The sequence below is a fragment of the Candidatus Accumulibacter necessarius genome, assembly GCF_036625085.1.
In genome coordinates, this window is sequence record NZ_JAZKUM010000005.1 from 179161 (window position 1) to 198679 (window position 19519).

The following is a 19519-nucleotide window of genomic DNA, read 5'->3' on the forward strand; positions in this document are numbered from 1 at the left end:
GGGTGAACGGATGAACGAGAAGGACTTCGCCGCTCTCGTCGCCCGCCAGTCGCCTGCGGAGGTCGTCGAAGCCCTGCTTGTCTTGCCGCTCGAAGAGCGCCGCGCGCTGGCGCCGATCGCCGCCGATCTGTGGAAGGAAATCGATGGCGGGCGGGTGATGAACGAGTGGCTGGTACTCCTTCCCGGGGCGTCGACGACGCGCACCGGAAGCCTCGGGCGCCGCTGGCGCGAGCAGCACGCGAAGCTCTCACTGGCTGTCCTGGCGCTGTGCAACATCGACAAGGCCAAGCGCGTGCACTGGCTGGGTCAGCGCGATTCTGGCGTACTGCTGCGGCGCGTGTTTGCGGCGCGTGACGCGGGCTGGCGTGACGCCTGGCTGCGCCATCGCTTGCGGGGCGAGTTCCCGGGAGTTCCATGGGATTTCGTGCGCGGCCTGGTGCGCGACGGACTGTGTTGCCGTCCGGACGAGGGCGACTCACTGCGCGGCTACCTGCGGCTGATGGTCAGTGGCCTCAATCCGGGCTGGTCGCGGCCCGGCGTCGCGTACGTTTCCCTAAGTGCCCGACTGTTGGCCGACCCCGGCCTGCTCGACGACGAAATCTGGCGGCTCTTCGAAACCGACACCAACGTTTTCGACGACGCCTGGACGCGCCGGCATCCGCAAAGCCCCGCCGACTACGAGAGCTGGAGCGACGCGCTGGTTAGGCTCGCCGGCGAGGGGTATGTCGACCGCCAGCGCCTGCTCGATGCGAGTCTCGCCGGTTTGTGGGCGAGCAGCAGCAACAGCGTCCTCGCCGGTTACCACAAGCTGCACTGCCGGCTGGCGCCGGGCGGCGACGAACTCGACGCGCGCGAGGCGCCTTACCGCGAGTTGCTCGGCCACCGCACCGGCCATGTTGTCGGCTTCGCACTCAGACAACTCGCGCTGATTGCGCGTCGGCGGCCAGTGGCCGCCGACGCGACGCTGGCGGCGATGCCGCCGCTGTTTGCGCTGCCGGCCAAGGCGCAGCCGCTCGCGGCGCTGAAACTCGTCGGCCGGCTCCTGCAGCAGGAAAAGCCGGATGGCCACCTTGCCGAGGCCGCGCACGTTGTCCTGCTCGAAGCGCTACGCCATCCGGCGAGCGACGTGCAGCAGACGGCAGCGCAACTCCTCTGCGCTTATGCCAGCGCCTGGAGCGACGACCAGCTCGCACAGGTGCGCGGCGTCGAGGGCGAGCTGGCTCCGCTTGCGCGCGCGCAGCTCGCCGCGCTCGGTGGCGAAGCGGCAACTACCCGGCCGGCACTGCCGCTGCTGACCGATGCCGAGGTGGCTGCAGCAAGGAAATCGGGACAGCAATGGGGCGCGCGCGTGCAGGTGCTGCCGCCTCGCCTGCGCGCCTTGGGCGGATTGGACGGATTGGATGGCGAAGTCGATTTCTCGCTGCCACCACCGCCCCTGGCCTTCGCGCTGACCGACGTGCCGGTCCTGACGACCCTGCCGCCGCTGCTGCCGATCGCCGGCATCGACGAACTGATCGACTGCGTTGCACACGCCATCGAGGCGATAGATTCCGCCGACGAAGTCGAGCGCATCGTCGACGGCATTGCGCGCCTGTTCGACGAGCGGCCCGCCGACTTCGCGGCGCGCACGCAGGCGTTGGTGAAACGGATGTACACGGGTGCGCTCGCCGATGCGCGCGGCCTCGTCCTGCCCGGGACTCCGAACGGCCTGCGCGACCTGGTGCTGACCTGGCTCGAAGGCGGCCTGCACCATACCAACTATCCCTACTGGTGGCAGGTGCGCGGGCCGATGCGCTTCATCGACCGGCGCCTGCGCGAGATTGCCCGCCACCTCGATCGGCACGGCGCGCTGTCTCTACTGGCGACGCCAACGCATGCGCACGGCTGGATCGCGCCGCGTCTCCTGGTCGAGCGTCTGGCCGGCTACGAGCGGGCAGGTCGCCGGCCGCTCGCCAGCGACCTCCTGCAGGCGCTGCTGCGCCTGGCGCCCGACGGCCGCGGCGAAGCGCTGGCGCTGGCCGGTGATCTGCGCGGCGAATGGGCAGCGGCAGTCCGCTGGGCGCTCGGCGGCGACGCCACTCCGGACGTGCAGGGCAGAAGGCAGGCGGCCCTGTGGATCGCCGCCGGCCGTGCCCGTGCGCCACACGCCGACCTCAGTGGCCCGCTGGCGGCGCTCGGCTTGCGCATCGACTGGCCGGATGTCCTGCGCCCGGCCAGCTATCAGTGGCAAGCCGTGACGCGTACGCTTCGCCGGCAGCATCGTGAAACGACCTACCCGAGCCTCGATCTGCAGGTCTCGCCGGCGTACTCGGGAACGCCACGCGCGCCGACGGCCGTCTGGGGAGCGGCAGCGAGGATTCGCGCCGGCGCCGCCTGGCTGAAGGGTCTCGCCCGCTGGTTGCGGCTGGCGGCTCCGGCGCTGGCGCTGCGCACGCTCGACCCGAGCCTCGCCGTGCCGACCTGTCTGGCGCACGAATCGGCGCCGCATCGGTCGCTGGCCGTCGGCTACTCGGCGCCCTGGCTGATCGAATGGACGCAGACGCTCTGGCCGCTCAATGTCGACGCGTCGCTGGCGCTCGGCGCGCGCCTGATGGTCGAGCGTATCGACCTGACGGCGAGCACCGGCGAACCCCTGCATCCCTTCCTGACGCCGCTGTTCGCGAGCAGCCGGCCGTGGTCCGAGCTGGGCATGCTGGCGCTGTTGATCGCCCTGGCCAGCCGTGACGGCGATCTGCGCCGGCTGGCGACCGACCTGCTGATCGAAGGCATCGCCGACGGCCGCGCCCACCCCGGCGAGCTGGCCGGCGTACTGCGCCGTCTGGCCGCCGGCGGCTGGCTGAAGGCCAATCGCCTGAGCGAGACGCTGAGCGAAGTCGCGCGCGTTTCGCCACTGCACCAGTGGGCGGTGGCCGGCATCATCGAGAGTGCGCTCGATGTCTTCCTGGCGCAGACCGGCAAGGCCAACGTCGCCCTCGAACTGTTGCACGAACTGCTGGTTGCCATGAACGGCGGGCCTTCGGCGGAAACGGCGCAACGCCTTTCGGCGATCACCAGCGGCAAAGCAGGAATCGCCGCCAGCGCAATCCGCGTGCGCACCGATTGCCCAGCCCTGGAGGGCTCGGCCCAAGCGCTACGTCCCGCCTGGGAAGTGCGCCTGAGCCGGGTCGAAGCCTGGGCGGCGGGTCAGCCCCTGAACCGGCCGGTCACCTGAGCTACGCGCTGTCCGAACAACTGGGCGGTTTCCAGGTCGCCCACGGCTTGACTCCGTTTAGGGTCGGCTGATCAGGGGGCGAGATCGAAAACGAGGACTTCGGCGTTGTCGCCGCTGCCCAGTACGAGACGGTCTTCGTTGGCCAGCAATCCAGCATCGCCGGCATGCAGGACATGGCCATTGACTGCGAGGCTGCCGCGCACCAGATGGACGTAGGCCTTGCGCGCCGGGTCAAGCGGCAGCGTGGCCGATTCGCCGCCGGTGAACAAACCCGCATAGAGCGCGGCGTCGGCATTGATGGTCACCGAGCCCCCGGCGCCGTCGGGCGAGGCGATCAGACGCAGGCGGCCACGCTTTTCGGTTGCCGCGAAGGTCTTCTGCTCGTAGCCCGGGGCAATGCCTGTTTCGCGCGGTTCGATCCAGATCTGCAGGAGGTGGGTGGGCGCATCGGGCGCCTGGTTGAACTCGCTGTGCCGGACGCCGCTTCCGGCGCTCATGCGCTGCACGTCGCCCGGCGGAATGACCGTGCCGTTGCCCATGCTGTCCTTGTGCGCCAGCAGGCCGGTGGTGACATAGGTGATGATCTCCATGTCGCGATGGCCGTGCATGCCGAAGCCGCCGCCGGGGGCAATCAGGTCGTCGTTGATGACGCGCAGATTGCCCCAGCCCATGTGCGCCGGATCGTGGTAGTCAGCGAACGAGAATGAGTGATGACTCTGTAGCCAGCCGTGGTCAGCGTGGCCGCGATCGGCTGACTTGCGCAGGGTGAGCATGGGGTGTCTCCTTTCGTTGATCAAATGAATAGGCATCCATGGCGATGACGTAATCGTCAAAGCCCGCGTGGATACGTTCGACTTTGGCCGCGTCACCGCCGGCCCCGAGTGCGAGAAACAGCGGCAGCAGATGTTCTTCGCTCGGGTGGGCCGCGACGGCGCCCGGTGCCTGGCGGCGATAGTCGAGCAGCGCCGCTGTGTCGCCCGCCTGCAGGCGATCTGCCAGCCAGTCCGGGAACTGGCGGACATAGGCCGGGACCCGGCCGCCGTCGCGTGCCGCCAGCTGGTAGTCGCGCAGGTTGTGCGTGACGTTGCCGGAGGCGATGACCAGAAAGCCCTGTTCAGCCAGCGGTGCGAGTGCCTTGCCAAGCAGCCAGGCCTGTTCCGGCCCGGCGTGACTCTGGACGGAGAGCGGAATGACCGGCACGTCGGCCTCCGGAAACATCAGCCGCAGCGGCACCCAGGCGCCGTGGTCGAGGCCGCGGGCAGTCTCCCATTCGACCGGCAGGGTTGCTGCCCGGATGGCGGCGACGACCTGTTCTGCTGCCTCACGGCAACCGGTGGCGGGGTAGCGCAGTTCGTACAGGGCTGCCGGGAAGCCATGGAAATCGTGCAGGGTTTCCAGGCGGTCGGCGCAACCGACGGTCGGCACGGCAGTATCCCAGTGAGCGCTGACGATCACGATCGCGCGTGCCGGCGGCAGCGTGCGGGCAAGGTCGGCGATGGCTGCCCCGGCCGCGCCCGGCCGCAAGGCAAAGGTCGGTGCGCCGTGGGGTACGAACAGTGCGGGTTGAGGCTGTGTCATGTCGACGAATCCTGATGCGATGGGCGAACTGTAGTCTTTATGGGTGCAACGAAATAGACGACAATAGGCAATTAATCATTGCTGGGAACACAACAATGGACCGACTCGATGCCATGAAACTCTTTGTTCGCGTCGCCGAACTGGGGAGCTTTGCTGCCGTGGCGCAGCAACTTGGCGTGGCACGCTCGGTCGTGACGCGGCAGGTGGCTGCGCTGGAGACGCATCTGGGCGTCAAGCTGATGGTGCGCAGCACGCGCCGGCTATCTCTGACTTCGGCCGGCACCGCCTACCTGGAGAAATGCCGGGTCATCCTGAATCTGGTCGACGCGGCGGAAACCGACGTCGCCGAGGAGCGCATGGCGCCGCGCGGCCATATCCGGATGAGCCTGCCGCTCAGCTTTGGCCTGAAGCGGCTGGCACCGCTGTTGCTTGAATTTGCGCAGTGCTACCCGGAAGTCGGGCTGAACATGGATTACACCGATCGTCGCGTGAACCTGATCGAGGAAGCCATCGATCTCTCGATCCGCATCACGCGCAAGCTGGATGGCGGCGACGTGGCGCGGCGGCTTGGCTCGGGCCGCATGCAGGTCGTCGCGGCGCCCGCTTACCTCGCCCGCCACGGTCGACCGCAGCATCCGTCGGAGCTGATCCATCACGAATGCCTGGGCTATACCTCCGCGGGCGTCGTGCAAAGCTGGCAGTTCATGGTTGCCGGTAAACTGGAGAGCTTTGCCGTGCGCAGCCGCGTCCAGGGCAACAATGGGGAGGTGCTGACCGAAGCAGCGGCGCAGGGACTGGGCATCAGCTTGCAGCCGGATTTCATTCTCGACGACTTTCTCGCTGCCGGACGCGTCGAGCCCATCCTGACCGCTTTTCCCGCGCCGGAGCTCGGCATCTACGCCATTCTGCCCAGCAACCGCCACGTGCCGCACCGGGTCCGGGTGCTGATGGATTTCCTGGCAGCCAGAGTCGGCGCCGGGTGAACCCGCCCGGGCGGTTCGGGACTCCAGTGGCGTCCCGAGCAGCAGAATCCAGGCGCTGCCGCGCTTGGCGGCGAAGCCAGGGGGCGGGTCGGCAGTCGCCTGGCCCTCGAGGTCACGTTCCAGGGCGCTGGGAAAAGCGCGGTGCTAGACGCTGGCGCGGAGCAGGGCGGCATCGTCATACCGCAGCGGCGACAGCCACGACGCGTCGCGTTGCCAGGCGGCTGCCCAGGCGGGCAGGGCGGCTGCCGGCATCGGGCGAGCGATGCCGAAGCCCTGGCCGAGTTCGCAACCCAGCTGTCGCAGCAAGCGGCCCTGTTCATGGGTTTCCACGCCCTCGGCGATGACCAGGCGCTGAAAGGCGCCGGCGAGCCCGAGGATGCCCTTGATCATCGCGAGATCGCCGGGGTCGTCGAACAGCTCGCCGACGAAGCTCTGGTCGATCTTGAGCACGCTGACCGGCAACCGCTTGAGGTAGGTCAACGACGAATAGCCGCTACCGAAATCATCAAGCGCGAAAGTGACGCCCAACTCCCGGCAAACCTCGATTACCTGCGATACCAGCAGCAGGTCTTCGAGCGCGCTGCTTTCGACGATCTCGATTTCGAGGCAGCCGTGGTCGAGGTCCGGATGCGCCGCCAGGAGAAGGCGCAGACGGTCGACGAAGTCTGCCTGCTGCAACTGCCGCGCGCTGATGTTGACGCTGACCGGAACCTTCAGTCCAACCGCCTGCCACTTCGCCATTTCGCCGAGAGCGGTCGCGATCGTCCATTCACCGACTTCGACGATCAGCGGGTGCTCCTCGATCAGCCGCAGGAACGACGCGGGCAGGAGCAGCCCCTGCTGCGGATGCTGCCAGCGCAGCAGCGCCTCGACGCCGATCAGCGCGCCGCTGCAGAGATTGATCTTGGGTTGGTAGTGGAGCACGAACTCGTCATTGGCCAACGCGCTGCGGATACGGGCCAGGGTCTCGTGCTGGCCGCGGACGTTACGGTCCAGTTCGGCGTCAAAGACGTGGTAGCGATTCTTGCCGGTCAGCTTGGCCTGATACATCGCCTGGTCAGCCTGACGCAACAGCTGTTCCGCCGCCAGGTTCTCCGCCGGCCGGTAGAAGGTCACCCCGAGGCTCGCCGAGACCTGCAGCACGAGGTCGCCGATCCGCAATGGTTGCGCCGCCGCGGCCAGCAGCCGCTGCAGCAGGGACACGCCAGCAGCGCCGTCGGCGAGATCGACCAGGACCGCGACGAACTCGTCACCGCCGAGGCGGGCGAGGGTATCGCCTTCGCGCAGGCTCTGCTGCATGCGCCTGCCGACGGTGATCAGCAACTGGTCGCCGGCGGCATGCCCGTAGTGATCGTTGATGGCCTTGAAGCCATCGAGGTCAACATAGACCACCGCTAGCGCATGCCCGCGCCGCTGCGCCTGCGCAATCGCATGCTGCAGTCGGTCGGCCAGCAGCGCACGGTTGGGCAGGCTGGTCAGCGCGTCGTGATAGGCGCTGCTTTCGAGTTCGCGCTGATGCGCCTTCTCTGCGGTGACGTCCGAGAACAGGGCGACACAGTGATGGATACGGCCGTCGGCGTTGCGGACGCCACTGATGGTCAGCGCCGCCAGGTAGACCTCACCGTCCAGGCGCTGGCTCCAGAGTTCGCCGCGCCAATGTCCATTGGTGATCACTGCCCGCCACAGTTCGGCGTAGAACGCCGGTGGATGCCGGACCGAGCTGAACCGCCGCGCATGCGTGCCTATCACCGCGTCGGCAGGGTAGCCGGTGATGCGCGTGAAGCTGTCATTGACCTCGATGATCGTGCCGCGGGCATCGGTGATCATGATCCCTTCGGCGGCGCTGGTGAACACGCTCGCGGCAAGCTCCAGCCTGGCTTCGACCTGGCGACGTCGGGTGATGTCGTGGGCAATGCCTTCGAGCGCGACCACCTTGCCCTGCTCGTCGAAGAGGGGGAATTCGTCGATCTCGATCCAGCGCTCGCTGCCGTCCTTGTGACGACCAACCACCAGCGACGTTGGTTGCCGGACGCCAGTGAATGCCGCCGCGTTGGCCGCCTCGATGGCCTGGTTGACCGGGTGCTCGCTGACCACCTGGCTGTAGTGGGTCAGAAACTCCTCCGGCTGCCAGCCGAGCATCGCGGTGACCGAAGAACTGACAAAGGTGAATACACCGTTCCGATCATTGGCGTAGAAGAAATAGGCCGGTGCCAGGTTCGCGACGATTCGCTGATAGCGTTCCTCGCTGCTGGTGAGCGCTGTGCCGGCTGCCTTGAAGTCGGTCAGGTCGCGCTCGCTGCCGGCGACGCCGACGACCTCTCCGGCAGCGTTCCTGATCGGGTAGAGGCGGCTCTCGATCCAGCGCGTGCCGGCATGCCCGCTCACCCGCTGGCGGAGGTCGCGGACTGGCGGGCCGCCGGCGAGGATCTGCCGTTCAGCAGCATAGCCACGATCGGCCTCGGCCTCGGAAAAGAAATCGTAGTCGCTCTTGCCGAGCAGCTCGCGCCAGTCCGCGACGCCCCCGGCGAGCGCCGCGAAGCGCTGGTTGGCGCAGGTGAAGAGATGCTGACCGTCCTTGAAGTACAGTCCATCGTCGCTGTTGTCGAGCAGCGCGCGGAAATTACGCCCTGCACCGGGCGTCGCGCGCCCTGCCGTCAGGTGGCCGGGATCGCTCAACTCGATTTCGCGCAGGCGGCGGAGTCCGTCGCCAGACTTCCGGCAGCGTGCAGCCAGGCAGCGGATGCGTCCATCGGCGTGCCTGAACCTGAGGATCCGCGCGTCCGCCGGCGGGTCGCCAGCGCCCGCAAGAAGCGCTTCGACGAGACCGCGATCATCGGCATGGATCGCTGCCAGCAGGTGCACCCGGCCGTGCACGAAGTCGTCGGGACGGTAACCGGTGAGCGCCGCAATCGTGTCGCCGGCCGACACGATCGGCAAGCCGTCGATCAGCTCGACTTCGAGCATGGCTTTCACCACGCTGTTTGCGCCGACCCTTCCTGTTTTCTCCCGCACGCTGTCGTCCCCTCAGGCGCTTCCTCACCAGTCTCCGACGTCGATTGTGATCCTCTTGCAGCGCTTTGTCATTGGCCGCCCTTGTCCAGCGTGGTACGAGCCTGAACGAGAAGAACAACAGGGGACAAACAACAGGAAACAGCAGGGGACGACACCCGAGGACAGGCCAGGGTTTTGTTTGCTTCTAGCAAGTCGAGCGACTCGGGCTTCTCTTTCTTTCTCGGGTGCCCAGACTGGCCCGCCTGGGCCCGCCGCCCGAGCATGCGCGCGATCTCCTCGCCAAACCGCGAATCCCCGCGCGTGAAGTTGCCATTCGTCGCCCGCCGAATCGCATCCACCAACCCGGAGGATTCTGCGGTGACTCGGCAAGCTGCGGGCAAACGCCGTTGCACACCGAGCGGCACCACGGCCGTGCCGCGTCTGCCCGCCGTCTGGCGATTTTTTTGCGCTCTCGGACCCGAATTCGTCGGAAAATGTCGCCCGCCAGCCCGGCACCCAACACCGGACGAGGGAGAAGAAACATGAACGAATCGACGCAAGCGATCACCGCGGCCAGCAAGCCAGGCGGGGAGCTGATCGCCGACAGCGAGTTGTGCGACCTGGTCCGTACTCGTGGCCGGACCCTGCTCGAACTCGCCAGGAGCCTGGCCGCCATGCGGGCGGCTGAAGTTTGCCTGACGCGGCCGCTGATCGGCCGCCTGCTGCTGGAATCCGGGCAGATGGAAACGCTACTCGACGAGTACGGCGCGCGTCAGAATCAGCACTGGAGCCGCTTCCGTGCGTTGACGGCATCCCTCAAGAACTTCGCCCGCATCGGCGAAGTCCTTGCCTACGTGCAGCGCCGCCTGCCGACCTACCGGCTCCTGCCTGTCGCAGGCGATTTCCGGTTGGCGACCTGCGAGCGCCTGCAGCTGGTGGGTAGCGTCGTTGCCGAGATCGCTGGCGCTCTGCTTGACGAGGCGCAAGAGGTTGGCATCGACGTCTCCGGCATCGCTCCGCCCGCCGAGGAGTTCGGCGAATGGTTGCCGCCTGGCCGCCTGGCCCGCAACCGCGGCGACCGGATCGCTGGCGACACCGCCACCACCGTCACCCACCTGGCCACAGAGTTCCTTAACCTGGCAGCCGAAGGCGAGTTGCTGCGGGCTGCTGCGCAGGTTCCGCCCGCGGACTATGCCGCCTGCTTTCCGGATCCGGTCAGCGAGGAGCGCCTGCGCCAGCTCACTTTCCGCTTCCATAACCTGCAGTCTCTCTACGACACGCATGTTGCTGGCACCTCCATCGAAACCTCTGACGCCGAGCTGCCAATCCTGCGTGGTCACGCCAGCGTCATCTACCACCTGCTTGAGATCGCCACCGACCTGGCCCACTACTACGAGCGGCACGCCAGCCCGCATACGGCCGACGCTATCCTGCGCGAACGGCCGGTGGTGGATACCGACGCTACCATGGCGACCCTGTTCGCCTACGCGATGGCTTTTTCCAGCGACTATCTGGCCGGTGGACAGAGGCTCTGCCAGGGCATCCTGCGCCGCTACGCCGAGTCGGGGCGCCTCGACGTGCCGGTGCCCAGCTACCGGGGCTTCCACGTCCGCCCCTCCAACCTGGTGGCGCGCATCGTCGCTCACTATGGCAGTTCGGTTCAGATGGAACTCGAGGGGAAGCGCTTCGATGCCGCCTCGCCGCTCGAGCTTTTTCGCGCCAACGAGGCGATCAACGCCCGCAAGCGCCGCTGGCTGGCGTCAGAAATCGCCCGTGTTCATCCCGACTGCGCCGGCACCCTCGCGCCGGAAGCCGTTGCCGCCGCCGTCCTGGCGATCGTGCATCGCCTTGCTGGTGAGGGAAAGATCATGCTCTACCGCCAGCCCCTGCAGTTCTCCGACCAGCTCGGTCGCCGCGAGGGCAGTGTCCTCGAGAACAGTGTCGCCGAGATCGCCCAGTTGCAGGCTACCGGCCAGCTCGACATCCGCACTGATCTGACGGTGACCTTCATTGGCGACAGACGCGTCCTCACAGACGTGGACATACTGGCCCACCACGGTTACGGCGAGGACGCTTTCGGCAACAATGTGGCGCTGCCGAAAGCGCTCTCGTATTTGAGGCGGTAGTGGAACCCAGTAGTTCGTTCCGTCAATAAGATTACAAATGAAAATGATGCATTCTCGTGCAAGGCAAGGCGCAAACCACAGCCATAGCCCTAGCTATGGCGAGGATTTGCAACGCCGCATGGCGCGAGAAGGTGCGATTTCATGTAATTGGTTTGGCGGAACGAACTACTAGGTAATGCAAGCTTGGCTTTTTTTGAGAGGAGGAGGTTGCAATGGCTGACATCAAGGATGCAATTGAAGACGTGGTCGACAAGGCCGAAAGGGCTTCCGACCGGCTTAACCACGTGATTGCCGCGCTGGTCGCCGTCCTGGCGACGATGATGGCGCTGTTCAATGTCAAGGACGGGAACATCGTGCAGGCGATGGCGCAGGCGCAGGCAAGGACTGTCGATTCCTGGACCTATTTCCAGGCCAAGAGTACCAAACAGTCACTCGCCGAGTCGACGCTCGATCAACTCACCTTCGAGCGCGAGCGGGGTACCTCGCTGACGCCGGAGTCCGCCGCCGCGCTGGACAAGAAAATCGATTTCTACCGCGGCAAGGTGAATCGCTACGAAGTCGAGAAGGAGGAGATCAGGCAGCAGGCCGAGGCCTACGAAAAGGAATACGATCGGCTGAATCTTCACGACGACCAGTTCGATATCGCCGAGGCCGGGATCACGGTCGCCCTTGCCGTGCTGGGTATCGCCGCCCTGACACGCCGTAGCTGGCTGGTGTGGTTCGCTCTGCTGTTCGCCGGCGTGGGGCTTGCCTCAGGAATAGCCGGTTTTGTCGGCCATGACTTCCATCTCGGTTTCATCGCCGCGCTGCTCAGCTGAGCCGTGTCGCTGTCCCAGGCGCAAACGCAAGAGGGTCAGATCACGATCGTTTGCCGAAAGGGTGCTAGTTGGGCAAGCCCCGCTGCAACAGCCGCCGAACGAACGCCGCGCCGTTTTCCGGTTTCAGGAAGTGAAGATAGGCTTTGACAGCGAATCGCGAGGGGTCGGTGCAGTAGAAGAGTTCCGTTATTTCGGAATCCTGTCCGAAAGCGATCGTATCGCTGTAGTTCGCCAGAATCCTCCCTTGCACGGTTGGCGACAGGGTCGTCAGTTGTGTGACTGCAGCCAGATACTCGCTCGCGGTGAACGTCGGCACACCCGTTGCGAAGTAGGCTTGTGCGACGGTGTGCGCCATTTCATGGGCGACGTAGCTTTCCCACAGCACAGTACTCATCGGTACACCAAAGGCCGGCGGGTACTTTGTCGAGGCTTGTAGCGCCGCGTCGTAGCTGAGGATTTCGATACGCTGGCGTCGGGGGTGACAGCGCCCGATGGCATGACCGCCATTGTTGCCAGGCAGTTCCTCCAGGAGCTCGATGGTGATGCCGGTATCGGTGCGGGCAGGCAAGCCGAGTGTCGCGAGGAAAGCGGCGGCGGAAGCCGCGGCCGCACACGCCCGATTCCGATCGGTCTCTGCCGCGGCGATGACGGTGACCGGTGCGTCGGCGCAAGGGAGTGGCCCGGCCGCGGACAGGTGGCAGAACGAGAGCAGCAGGCTGGCAGCCGGGATCAGGCTGCGCCACCGATGCGATGCGGCGCCCGAGGCGTCATTGAAAGCCAGGCGTGCAGTCTGTCGGGTCATCAGGCGCCGCGCTGTCCGCTATTCCGGATTACATCGCTGCTGTCGCCTCGCCACCCAGCGCCGCCAGCAGGTCGTCGAGTAACTGCGCCACTTCGCCGCTCATCAGGGTGAAGTCGATATCGAAGCGCTCATCTTCGTTCTCGCCCTGGCCTTCGGCCTGTTCCTTGAGGATGTCGAGGAAGGCGAGGCGCTTGATCTGCAGCAGATCGTTGAGGATGAAGGAAATCCGGTCGTTCCAGGTCATTGCGAGGCGGGTGACGATCTTGCCGGCAGCGATGTGCTGGCGGATCTCCTCACCTTCGAGCGAATGGTTCGCGTAACGCACGGTCGCCTTTTCAGTCGAGCGCAGTTCGAGGTCCTGGTCGAGGGTGAAGCCGGCTGGTGCCTCGCCGTCGGCCACCCAGGCGGTCATCGCCGCCGAGGGCGACAGGGTGACCTTGAGCACCTTGGCCGGCAGGGTGTCGATCGACTTCCGCAGCTGTTCGAGAAACTCCTCGGCCTTGGCCGGTGAGGCGGCATCGACGACCAGCCAGCCGTTGCTGCGGTCGATCCAGCCATAAGTGCTGCGGCGACGGATGAAGGCGCGCGGCAGCAGTTCGACGGTCATCGCCTCGACGAGTTCACGCATTTCGCGGCGGCCGATGCGGCGGCCTTCGGTTTCCTCGATCTCCTTTGCCCTGTCACTGGCAAAGCGCTTGACGATCGAAGTTGGCAGCAGCTTTTCCTCGACGCCGAGCGCGAGCAGCCACTGCTGGTTGACTGAGTGAATCAGCGAGCCGCCATCACGCGGTGACACCCAGCCGATGCTGCGCGGATCGGTGGCACTGCAGCCTTGCAGGGTCAGTCTGGCGAGCTGTTCTTCCAGCGGCGCCGCCTCGGCGGCCCAGTTCTTTGGCAGACGGTAGAGTTGAAGGTTCTTGAACCACATGGCTGGACCCGAAAAAGTCGGGGATTATAGGCTGGAAAGGCGGCAGCGGTCGCGTTGATCCCGAAGCGGGTCCTGACTTCGACGGCCGCGGCCTCCGGCGAACGATCACATCTACGGCATAATTCCGGCGTCTGACGTGCGGCCACGGCCCGGCGGCGACGGCAGCCGCACCAGTACGACTCCCGCAGCGTCGCGCGTGGGCGGGAGCGGGCCGGTGCCTGTGCTATGATGCACAGTTCTTTCCGCTGCCCTAAGCTGCCTGTTGCCGTGCTCAACTGCGATCTCCACTGCCATTCCACCTGCTCGGACGGTCTCCTGTCGGCGGCCGACGTTGCCCGCCGCGCGGCCGCAAACGGCGTCGACATGCTGGCGCTGACCGATCATGATGACCTCGATGGCCTGCCGTCGGCGCGTATCGCCGCCGACGAACTTGGCATGGCCTTCGTCAATGGGGTCGAGATTTCGATCGAGTGGGAGAAGCTGCAGATCCACATCCTCGGACTCGCCTTCAATAGCGCGGATCAGGTCTTGAACAGTGGCCTGGCCAAGGTTCGCTCCGGCCGTATCGAGCGCGCGCAGCGCATGTCGATCGAACTGGCGAAGGTCGGCATTGCGGGGGCTTTCGAGGGCGCTATGCGCTATGCCGCCAACCCGAACCTGATCAGCCGCGCGCATTTTGCCCGCTATCTGGTGGAAAGCGGGGCGTGCAAGGATATGCGCAGCGTCTTCGAGTCGTACCTGGTTCCCGGTCGGCCGGGTTACGTCGATCATCGCTGGGCAAGCCTGGCCGACTCGCTGGCCTGGATCATTGGCGCCGGGGGCGTCGCGACGGTGGCTCATCCGGGGCGCTACAAGCTCTCACGCGGCGACATGCGGCGCTTTCTGTCTGAATTCAGGGATCTGGGCGGACAGGCGATTGAGGTCATGTCGGGAAGTCACACGCCGGAGCACGTCGATCTGTATGGCCGGCTGGCCAGGGAGTACGGCTTTCTGGCGTCGCGCGGATCGGATTTCCACGGACCGGGCGAGAGTTATGTCGATCTGGGCAAACTCGCGCCGCTGCCGGAGGGTCTGAAGCCCGTCTGGCTGCTCTTCTGAGCTTCGGGAACGCGCCATGGCACAGTACATCACGATTCATCCGGACAATCCTCAGGAGAGGCTGCTGCAGAGGGTGGCCGACGTCATCCGCCATGGCGGGGTCATCGCCTTGCCCACCGACTCCAGTTATGCCCTCGGCTGCCAGCTCGGTGACAAGGCGGCAGTCGAGCGCATTCGTGCTCTGCGTGGCGTCGATGACCGGCACCACCTGACCTTGATGTGCCGCGACCTGTCGCAGATCGGTCAGTTCGCGCGCGTCGACAACGCCCGCTATCGCCTGCTCAAGGCGACGACTCCGGGAAGCTACACCTTCATTCTCGAGGGGACGAAGGAACTGCCGCGCCGCGTGCTGCATCCGAAGCGCAAGACGATTGGTCTGCGTGTGCCGGCGCACACGATCACGCTGGCTCTGCTCGAGGCCCTCGGCGAGCCGCTGCTGACCTCGACGCTGATCGTCTCCGGTGACGAGGATCCGCTGACCGAAGGCTGGGAAATCCGCGATCGGCTCGATAGCCAGCTCGAACTGATTCTCGATGGCGGCCATTGCGGGATCGAGCCGACCACGGTCATCGATCTGACGGCTGCGCTGCCGGTGCTGGTGCGTGCCGGGCTGGGTGCGCTGGCACCGTTCGGACTGGATTGAGGATCGCATATGGAAGCATTGATTCAGACCATCGCCATCGCGGCGCTGCCGGTGATCCTTGCGATCACCCTGCATGAGGCGGCGCATGGCTATGCTGCCAGGCACTTCGGCGATCCGACGGCCTGGCAGGAGGGGCGGATCACGGCCAATCCGCTCAAGCATATTGACCCGGTCGGCACGATTCTGGTGCCGGCCATCATCCTGCTGCTGTCCACAGGCGGCATTCTCTTCGGCTGGGCGAAGCCGGTGCCGGTCAATTTCGGTCGCCTGCGGCATCCCAAGCGCGACATGCTGTGGGTGGCCGCGGCCGGCCCGGCGGCCAATTTCGTGATGCTGATGTTCTGGGCAGCGCTGATGAAACTCGCCTGGCTGCTGCCGCTCAACTTCTTCAGCCTGCCGATGGCGCGCATGGCGGAGATCGGCATGTCGGTCAACCTCGTGCTGATGGTGCTCAACCTCTTTCCGCTGCCACCGCTCGATGGCGGGCGCATCGCCGTCAGCCTGCTGCCGTCGCAGGCCGCCTGGCGCTTTGCCCAACTGGAGCGCTTCGGTTTCCCGATCCTGCTGCTGCTGTTGTTCACGGGTGTCCTCGGAACGCTGCTGACCCCCGTAATGCGCCTGGTCGGCGGGCTGGTCGCGGTTCTTTTTCAATTACCTTCCTGAATCGTCGAAGATAGAACATGTACGCAGAACGAGTCCTCTCCGGCATGCGCCCGACCGGCAGCCTGCATCTGGGCCACTACCACGGCGTGTTGAAGAACTGGGTCAGGCTGCAGGACGAGTATCCGTGCCTTTTTTTCGTCGCCGACTGGCACGCGCTGACGACCCAGTACGATGACCCGCAGGGCATCGTCAATTCGTCGTGGGAGATGGTCATCGACTGGCTGGCCGCGGGCGTCGATCCGGCACGGGCGATTCTGTTCATCCAGTCGCAGGTGCCCGAGCACGCCGAGCTGCATCTGCTGCTGTCGATGATGACCCCGCTGGGCTGGCTGGAGCGCGTCCCGACCTACAAGGACCAGCAGGAAAAGCTGGAGAACAAGGATTTGTCGACCTACGGCTTTCTCGGCTATCCGCTGCTGCAATCGGCCGACATCCTGATCTATCGCGCCGACAAGGTGCCGGTCGGCGAGGATCAGGTGCCGCACATCGAGTTTTCGCGCGAGCTTGCCCGTCGCTTCAATCATCTTTATGGGCGCGAAGCGGGCTTCGCAGACAGGGCCATCGAGGCGGTCAGAAAGCTCGGGTCGAAGCGGGCCCGACGCTACGAGGAACTGCGCAGGGCTTACCAGCAGCAGGGCGAACAGGCAGCGATCGAGCGGGCGCACGCCTTGCTCGACGAGGTGCACGATCTCTCGCACGTCGACCGCGAGCGCCTCTGCGGCTACCTCGAAGGGACCGGCAAGATGATTCTTGTCGAGCCCGCTGCACTGCTCACCGAAGCCTCGCGCATGCCCGGTCTCGACGGCCAGAAGATGTCGAAGTCCTACGGCAACACGATCACCCTGCGCGAAGACGCCGCCTCGGTCACGCACAAGCTGAGGCGCATGCCGACCGACCCGGCGCGGATTCGCCGCACGGATCCCGGCGACCCGGCCAGGTGCCCGGTCTGGCAACTGCATCAGGTGTACTCGGACGAGAGCTGTCAGGCCTGGGTGCAGGCGGGTTGCCGCAGCGCCGGGATCGGTTGCCTGGAGTGCAAGCAGCCGGTGATCGATGGCATCCTGCGCGAGCAGGCGCCGATGCGCGAGCGCGCTCAGCCCTTTCTCGACGACCCGAAACTGGTGCGCGAGATCATTGCCGACGGCAACAGCAAGGCGCGCCACCTGGCCCGGGAGACGATGCGCGACGTTCGTCAGGCAATGGGGCTGGACTACCACTGAACACGAGTACAGCTTGCCGACGGCAGATGAGCGACAGCGCCATCATCGAACAGGCAGCGGCGACGGCCGAGGCCGTTGCCAGCCCACTCGCCAGAATCTATGGCGAACCGCTGGCGCAGATGCCGCACGACCTCTACATCCCGCCGGATGCGATGGCGGTCATGCTCGACGCCTTCGAGGGGCCGCTGGATCTCCTCCTGTACCTGATCCGCAAGGCCAATGTGAATGTGCTCGACATTCCGATGGCGCCGCTGACCGAACAGTATCTGGTTTATGTCGAAGCGATGCGCTCGCAGAACCTCGAACTGGCGGCCGACTATCTGGTCATGGCGGCGATGCTGATCGAGATCAAGTCACGGATGCTGCTGCCGAGACCGAAGGCCGTGGCCGGCGACGACGCCGAGGATCCGCGGGCCGAACTGGTGCGACGGCTGGTCGAGTACGAGCAGATGAAGCTCGCCGCGCATCGCGTCAATGAACTGCCGCAGGCCGAGCGCGATTTCGACTGGGTTGAGGTCTGGGTCGAGAAAGCCTTGCTGCGGCGCTTGCCGGAAGTGAACCCGCTTGACCTGCAGAACGCCTGGCGGGGTATTCTCCGCGAGGCCAGGCTACATACGCGTCACCAGTTGCAGCGCGAGGAACTCTCGGTGCGCGAGCACATGGGCTTGATCCTGCGTCGTCTGCGTACGGCCGGCGGCTTCGTCGAGTTCGTCGATCTTTTCGACCCGAGGCTGGGCGCACCGGTACTGGTCGTCCACTTCCTCGCGCTGCTCGAGCTGGCGCGCGAACACCTGCTGGAAATGACGCAGGTGGAAGCATTCGCCCCGATTTACCTGCGGCTGGCAGATGAGCGAAACGACTCCCGATAAGGATCTGGTGCCCGAGCTGCCGGCCAGTCCGGCCGAGCTGAAGCGGGTGCTGGAGGCAGTGCTGCTGAGCACCAGGGAGCCCCTGTCGCTGCTCGACCTGCGCAAGCTATTCGCTGATCAGGTCGGCGCCGATGTCCTGCGCGGGCTGCTCGACCAACTGCGCACCGACTGGAGCAGCCGCTCGCTGGAACTGCTGCAGGTGGCCAGCGGCTGGCGTTTCCGGACGCGAGCCGAATTCATGCCCTACCTGGAGCGGCTGAACCCGGAAAAGCCGCCGCGTTACTCGCGCGCGGTGCTGGAGACGCTGGCGATCATCGCTTATCGTCAGCCGGTCACGCGCGGCGACATCGAGGACATTCGTGGCGTGACCGTGGCCACGCAGGTCATCCGGGTGCTTGAGGAGCGTGGCTGGGTCGACGTCGTCGGCCATCGCGATACCCCCGGGCGACCGGCCCTGCTGGCCACAACCAGGAAGTTTCTCGACGATCTCGGCTTGCGCAGTCTTGCCGAGTTGCCCGCACTCGAACAGATCAATCCCACCCTGGACCTCGCTGATGCCCACTAACAAACGTCGACCGCCTGCCGATCCCTCCCGTCCGCCACGACCGGCTTCGCCCGAGGGCGGGCGGCGGCGTCCGGCGGCGGCTTCACCGGAGTCTTCCGTCGCCACGGCGGGCATTCGTTCCGGCGCACGGACGGGTTCGGCCGAGTCGTCAAGGCGTAGCCGTCACCAGGAGCCTGTGGGCAAGCCGGAGCGCCTGCACAAGCTGCTGGCGAACAGCGGCGTCGGGTCGCGTCGGGAGATGGAAGAGCTGATTGCCGCCGGCCGTATCGTCGTCAATGGCGCGCCGGCGCATGTCGGGCAGACGGTCAGTCCAGGCGACCGGATCAAGGTCAATGGCAAGCTCGTGCAGTTGCGGTTCTCCGATCGCCTGCCGCGGGTGATCCTCTATCACAAGCCGGAAGGCGAGATTGTTTCGCGCAACGACCCCGAGCATCGACCGAACGTCTTTACCTCCTTGCCCAGGATGTCGGCCGGGCGCTGGGTAGCCGTCGGCCGCCTCGATTTCAACACCAGCGGCCTGTTGCTGTTGACCACGTCGGGCGATCTCGCCAATCGACTGATGCATCCGCGCTATGAGTTGGTCCGCGAGTATGCGGTGCGCATCCTGGGCGAATTGCCCGATGAGGCGCGTCGGCAGTTGCTTGACGGCATCGAACTTGACGACGGCCCGGCGAAGTTCGGATTTTTTCAGGAAGCCGGTGGCGAGGGCGCGAACCGGTGGTACCGCGTCTCGCTCTTCGAGGGCCGCAACCGCGAGGTGCGCCGCATGTTCGAAGCGGTTGGTGTGGTCGTCAGCCGCCTGATGCGTGTTCGCTACGGTCCTTTCCTTCTGCCGCCAAGCCTGAAGCGTGGCCAGGTGCACGAACTGCCCGAGCCGGAAGTGAAGAAGCTGCTGGTCGAATTCGGCATGGCGATTGCCGACTCCGGGCGCCCGCCGCGGCGACCGCGAGCACCCTGAGTGATCCCGAGCGATCGCAGGGCAATTTACGTCGGCTGATATTTTCGTTATAATCCAACGGTTTTC

General features: G+C 65.8%; 16 protein-coding genes. 11 read left to right on the forward strand and 5 right to left on the reverse strand.

The annotated features are described in order from the left end of the window. Nucleotides 1-10: 10 nt before the first annotated feature. Entirely contained in the window at nucleotides 11-3211 is a 3201-nt protein-coding gene (locus tag V5B44_RS14725) for a DUF6493 family protein (RefSeq protein WP_332359764.1), read from the forward strand. A 71-nt stretch (nucleotides 3212-3282) separates the two neighbouring features. Here V5B44_RS14725 and V5B44_RS14730 read toward each other — a convergent pair whose 3' ends face one another. Together V5B44_RS14730 and V5B44_RS14735 are read right to left on the reverse strand one after the other, a co-directional pair. Beyond that, entirely contained in the window at nucleotides 3283-3984 is a 702-nt protein-coding gene (locus tag V5B44_RS14730) for a pirin family protein (protein ID WP_332359765.1), read from the reverse strand. After that, complete coding sequence (locus V5B44_RS14735; RefSeq protein WP_332359766.1) at nucleotides 3944-4789, reverse strand: DODA-type extradiol aromatic ring-opening family dioxygenase; 846 nt, start codon at nucleotides 4787-4789, stop codon at nucleotides 3944-3946. Before V5B44_RS14735 ends, V5B44_RS14730 begins: the two co-directional genes overlap by 41 nt. A 95-nt stretch (nucleotides 4790-4884) precedes the next feature. On the opposite strand from V5B44_RS14735, the gene V5B44_RS14740 reads away from it, so the two are divergent. Continuing rightward, nucleotides 4885-5772, forward strand: a complete 888-nt coding sequence (locus V5B44_RS14740; protein WP_332359767.1) for a LysR family transcriptional regulator — start codon at nucleotides 4885-4887, stop codon at nucleotides 5770-5772. 144 nt (nucleotides 5773-5916) lie between these two features. On the opposite strand, the gene V5B44_RS14745 is transcribed toward V5B44_RS14740, so the two are convergent. Further along, nucleotides 5917-8736, reverse strand: coding sequence for an EAL domain-containing protein (locus tag V5B44_RS14745; protein ID WP_332359768.1), 2820 nt, complete (start codon nucleotides 8734-8736; stop codon nucleotides 5917-5919). Between the two features lie 569 nt (nucleotides 8737-9305). Between V5B44_RS14745 and V5B44_RS14750 the strand changes: the two genes are divergently transcribed. Together V5B44_RS14750 and V5B44_RS14755 are read left to right on the forward strand one after the other, a co-directional pair. Continuing rightward, complete coding sequence (locus tag V5B44_RS14750) at nucleotides 9306-10889, forward strand: HPr family phosphocarrier protein (RefSeq protein ID WP_332359769.1); 1584 nt, start codon at nucleotides 9306-9308, stop codon at nucleotides 10887-10889. 212 nt (nucleotides 10890-11101) lie between these two features. After that, a complete protein-coding gene (locus tag V5B44_RS14755; protein WP_332359770.1) occupies nucleotides 11102-11707 on the forward strand; it encodes a DUF4337 domain-containing protein in 606 nt (201 codons plus the stop codon). A gap of 64 nt (nucleotides 11708-11771) precedes the next feature. On the opposite strand, the gene V5B44_RS14760 is transcribed toward V5B44_RS14755, so the two are convergent. Together V5B44_RS14760 and V5B44_RS14765 are read right to left on the reverse strand one after the other, a co-directional pair. Continuing rightward, nucleotides 11772-12509 (reverse strand): DUF6639 family protein, encoded by a 738-nt coding sequence (locus V5B44_RS14760; RefSeq protein WP_332359771.1) that lies wholly within the window; start codon nucleotides 12507-12509, stop codon nucleotides 11772-11774. Between the two features lie 28 nt (nucleotides 12510-12537). Further along, complete coding sequence (locus V5B44_RS14765; protein ID WP_332359772.1) at nucleotides 12538-13437, reverse strand: recombination-associated protein RdgC; 900 nt, start codon at nucleotides 13435-13437, stop codon at nucleotides 12538-12540. 228 nt (nucleotides 13438-13665) lie between these two features. Here V5B44_RS14765 and V5B44_RS14770 point away from each other — a divergent pair, with 228 nt between their 5' ends. Genes V5B44_RS14770 through V5B44_RS14800 form a run of 7 tightly spaced genes read left to right on the forward strand, consistent with a single transcriptional unit; the run spans nucleotide 13666 to nucleotide 19453 of the window. Continuing rightward, the gene (locus V5B44_RS14770; RefSeq protein WP_332360051.1) at nucleotides 13666-14535 is read left to right on the forward strand and encodes a 3',5'-nucleoside bisphosphate phosphatase; all 870 of its coding nucleotides are present in this window, start codon (nucleotides 13666-13668) and stop codon (nucleotides 14533-14535) included. 16 nt (nucleotides 14536-14551) lie between these two features. Continuing rightward, entirely contained in the window at nucleotides 14552-15178 is a 627-nt protein-coding gene (locus tag V5B44_RS14775) for an L-threonylcarbamoyladenylate synthase (RefSeq protein WP_332359773.1), read from the forward strand. A 9-nt stretch (nucleotides 15179-15187) separates the two neighbouring features. Further along, nucleotides 15188-15841 carry a site-2 protease family protein gene (locus V5B44_RS14780; protein WP_332359774.1) on the forward strand — a complete coding sequence of 218 codons (654 nt, stop codon included), beginning with the start codon at nucleotides 15188-15190 and terminating at the stop codon, nucleotides 15839-15841. 17 nt (nucleotides 15842-15858) lie between these two features. Continuing rightward, nucleotides 15859-17061 (forward strand): tryptophan--tRNA ligase, encoded by a 1203-nt coding sequence (locus V5B44_RS14785; RefSeq protein WP_332359775.1) that lies wholly within the window; start codon nucleotides 15859-15861, stop codon nucleotides 17059-17061. A gap of 26 nt (nucleotides 17062-17087) precedes the next feature. Continuing rightward, nucleotides 17088-17930 carry a segregation and condensation protein A gene (locus tag V5B44_RS14790; protein ID WP_332359776.1) on the forward strand — a complete coding sequence of 281 codons (843 nt, stop codon included), beginning with the start codon at nucleotides 17088-17090 and terminating at the stop codon, nucleotides 17928-17930. After that, complete coding sequence (gene scpB, locus V5B44_RS14795) at nucleotides 17908-18495, forward strand: SMC-Scp complex subunit ScpB (RefSeq protein WP_332359777.1); 588 nt, start codon at nucleotides 17908-17910, stop codon at nucleotides 18493-18495. The genes V5B44_RS14790 and scpB overlap by 23 nt, the downstream gene beginning before the upstream one ends. Then, nucleotides 18485-19453 (forward strand): pseudouridine synthase, encoded by a 969-nt coding sequence (locus V5B44_RS14800; RefSeq protein WP_332359778.1) that lies wholly within the window; start codon nucleotides 18485-18487, stop codon nucleotides 19451-19453. The genes scpB and V5B44_RS14800 overlap by 11 nt, the downstream gene beginning before the upstream one ends. Nucleotides 19454-19519: the final 66 nt, after the last annotated feature.

Excerpts from the sequence above, each read along its gene's own strand:
- V5B44_RS14745 (WP_332359768.1), bottom strand. The coding sequence starts at position 8,736 with ATGCTCGAAGTCGAGCTGATCGACGGCTTGCCGATCGTGTCGGCCGGC.
- V5B44_RS14735 (WP_332359766.1), bottom strand. The coding sequence starts at position 4,789 with ATGACACAGCCTCAACCCGCACTGTTCGTACCCCACGGCGCACCGACC.
- scpB (WP_332359777.1), top strand. The coding sequence starts at position 17,908 with ATGAGCGAAACGACTCCCGATAAGGATCTGGTGCCCGAGCTGCCGGCC.
- V5B44_RS14790 (WP_332359776.1), top strand. The coding sequence starts at position 17,088 with ATGAGCGACAGCGCCATCATCGAACAGGCAGCGGCGACGGCCGAGGCC.
- V5B44_RS14780 (WP_332359774.1), top strand. The coding sequence starts at position 15,188 with ATGGAAGCATTGATTCAGACCATCGCCATCGCGGCGCTGCCGGTGATC.
- V5B44_RS14755 (WP_332359770.1), top strand. The coding sequence starts at position 11,102 with ATGGCTGACATCAAGGATGCAATTGAAGACGTGGTCGACAAGGCCGAA.
- V5B44_RS14760 (WP_332359771.1), bottom strand. The coding sequence starts at position 12,509 with ATGACCCGACAGACTGCACGCCTGGCTTTCAATGACGCCTCGGGCGCC.
- V5B44_RS14800 (WP_332359778.1), top strand. The coding sequence starts at position 18,485 with ATGCCCACTAACAAACGTCGACCGCCTGCCGATCCCTCCCGTCCGCCA.
- V5B44_RS14750 (WP_332359769.1), top strand. The coding sequence starts at position 9,306 with ATGAACGAATCGACGCAAGCGATCACCGCGGCCAGCAAGCCAGGCGGG.
- V5B44_RS14775 (WP_332359773.1), top strand. The coding sequence starts at position 14,552 with ATGGCACAGTACATCACGATTCATCCGGACAATCCTCAGGAGAGGCTG.
- V5B44_RS14740 (WP_332359767.1), top strand. The coding sequence starts at position 4,885 with ATGGACCGACTCGATGCCATGAAACTCTTTGTTCGCGTCGCCGAACTG.
- V5B44_RS14770 (WP_332360051.1), top strand. The coding sequence starts at position 13,666 with ATGCACAGTTCTTTCCGCTGCCCTAAGCTGCCTGTTGCCGTGCTCAAC.
- V5B44_RS14730 (WP_332359765.1), bottom strand. The coding sequence starts at position 3,984 with ATGCTCACCCTGCGCAAGTCAGCCGATCGCGGCCACGCTGACCACGGC.
- V5B44_RS14725 (WP_332359764.1), top strand. The coding sequence starts at position 11 with ATGAACGAGAAGGACTTCGCCGCTCTCGTCGCCCGCCAGTCGCCTGCG.
- V5B44_RS14785 (WP_332359775.1), top strand. The coding sequence starts at position 15,859 with ATGTACGCAGAACGAGTCCTCTCCGGCATGCGCCCGACCGGCAGCCTG.
- V5B44_RS14765 (WP_332359772.1), bottom strand. The coding sequence starts at position 13,437 with ATGTGGTTCAAGAACCTTCAACTCTACCGTCTGCCAAAGAACTGGGCC.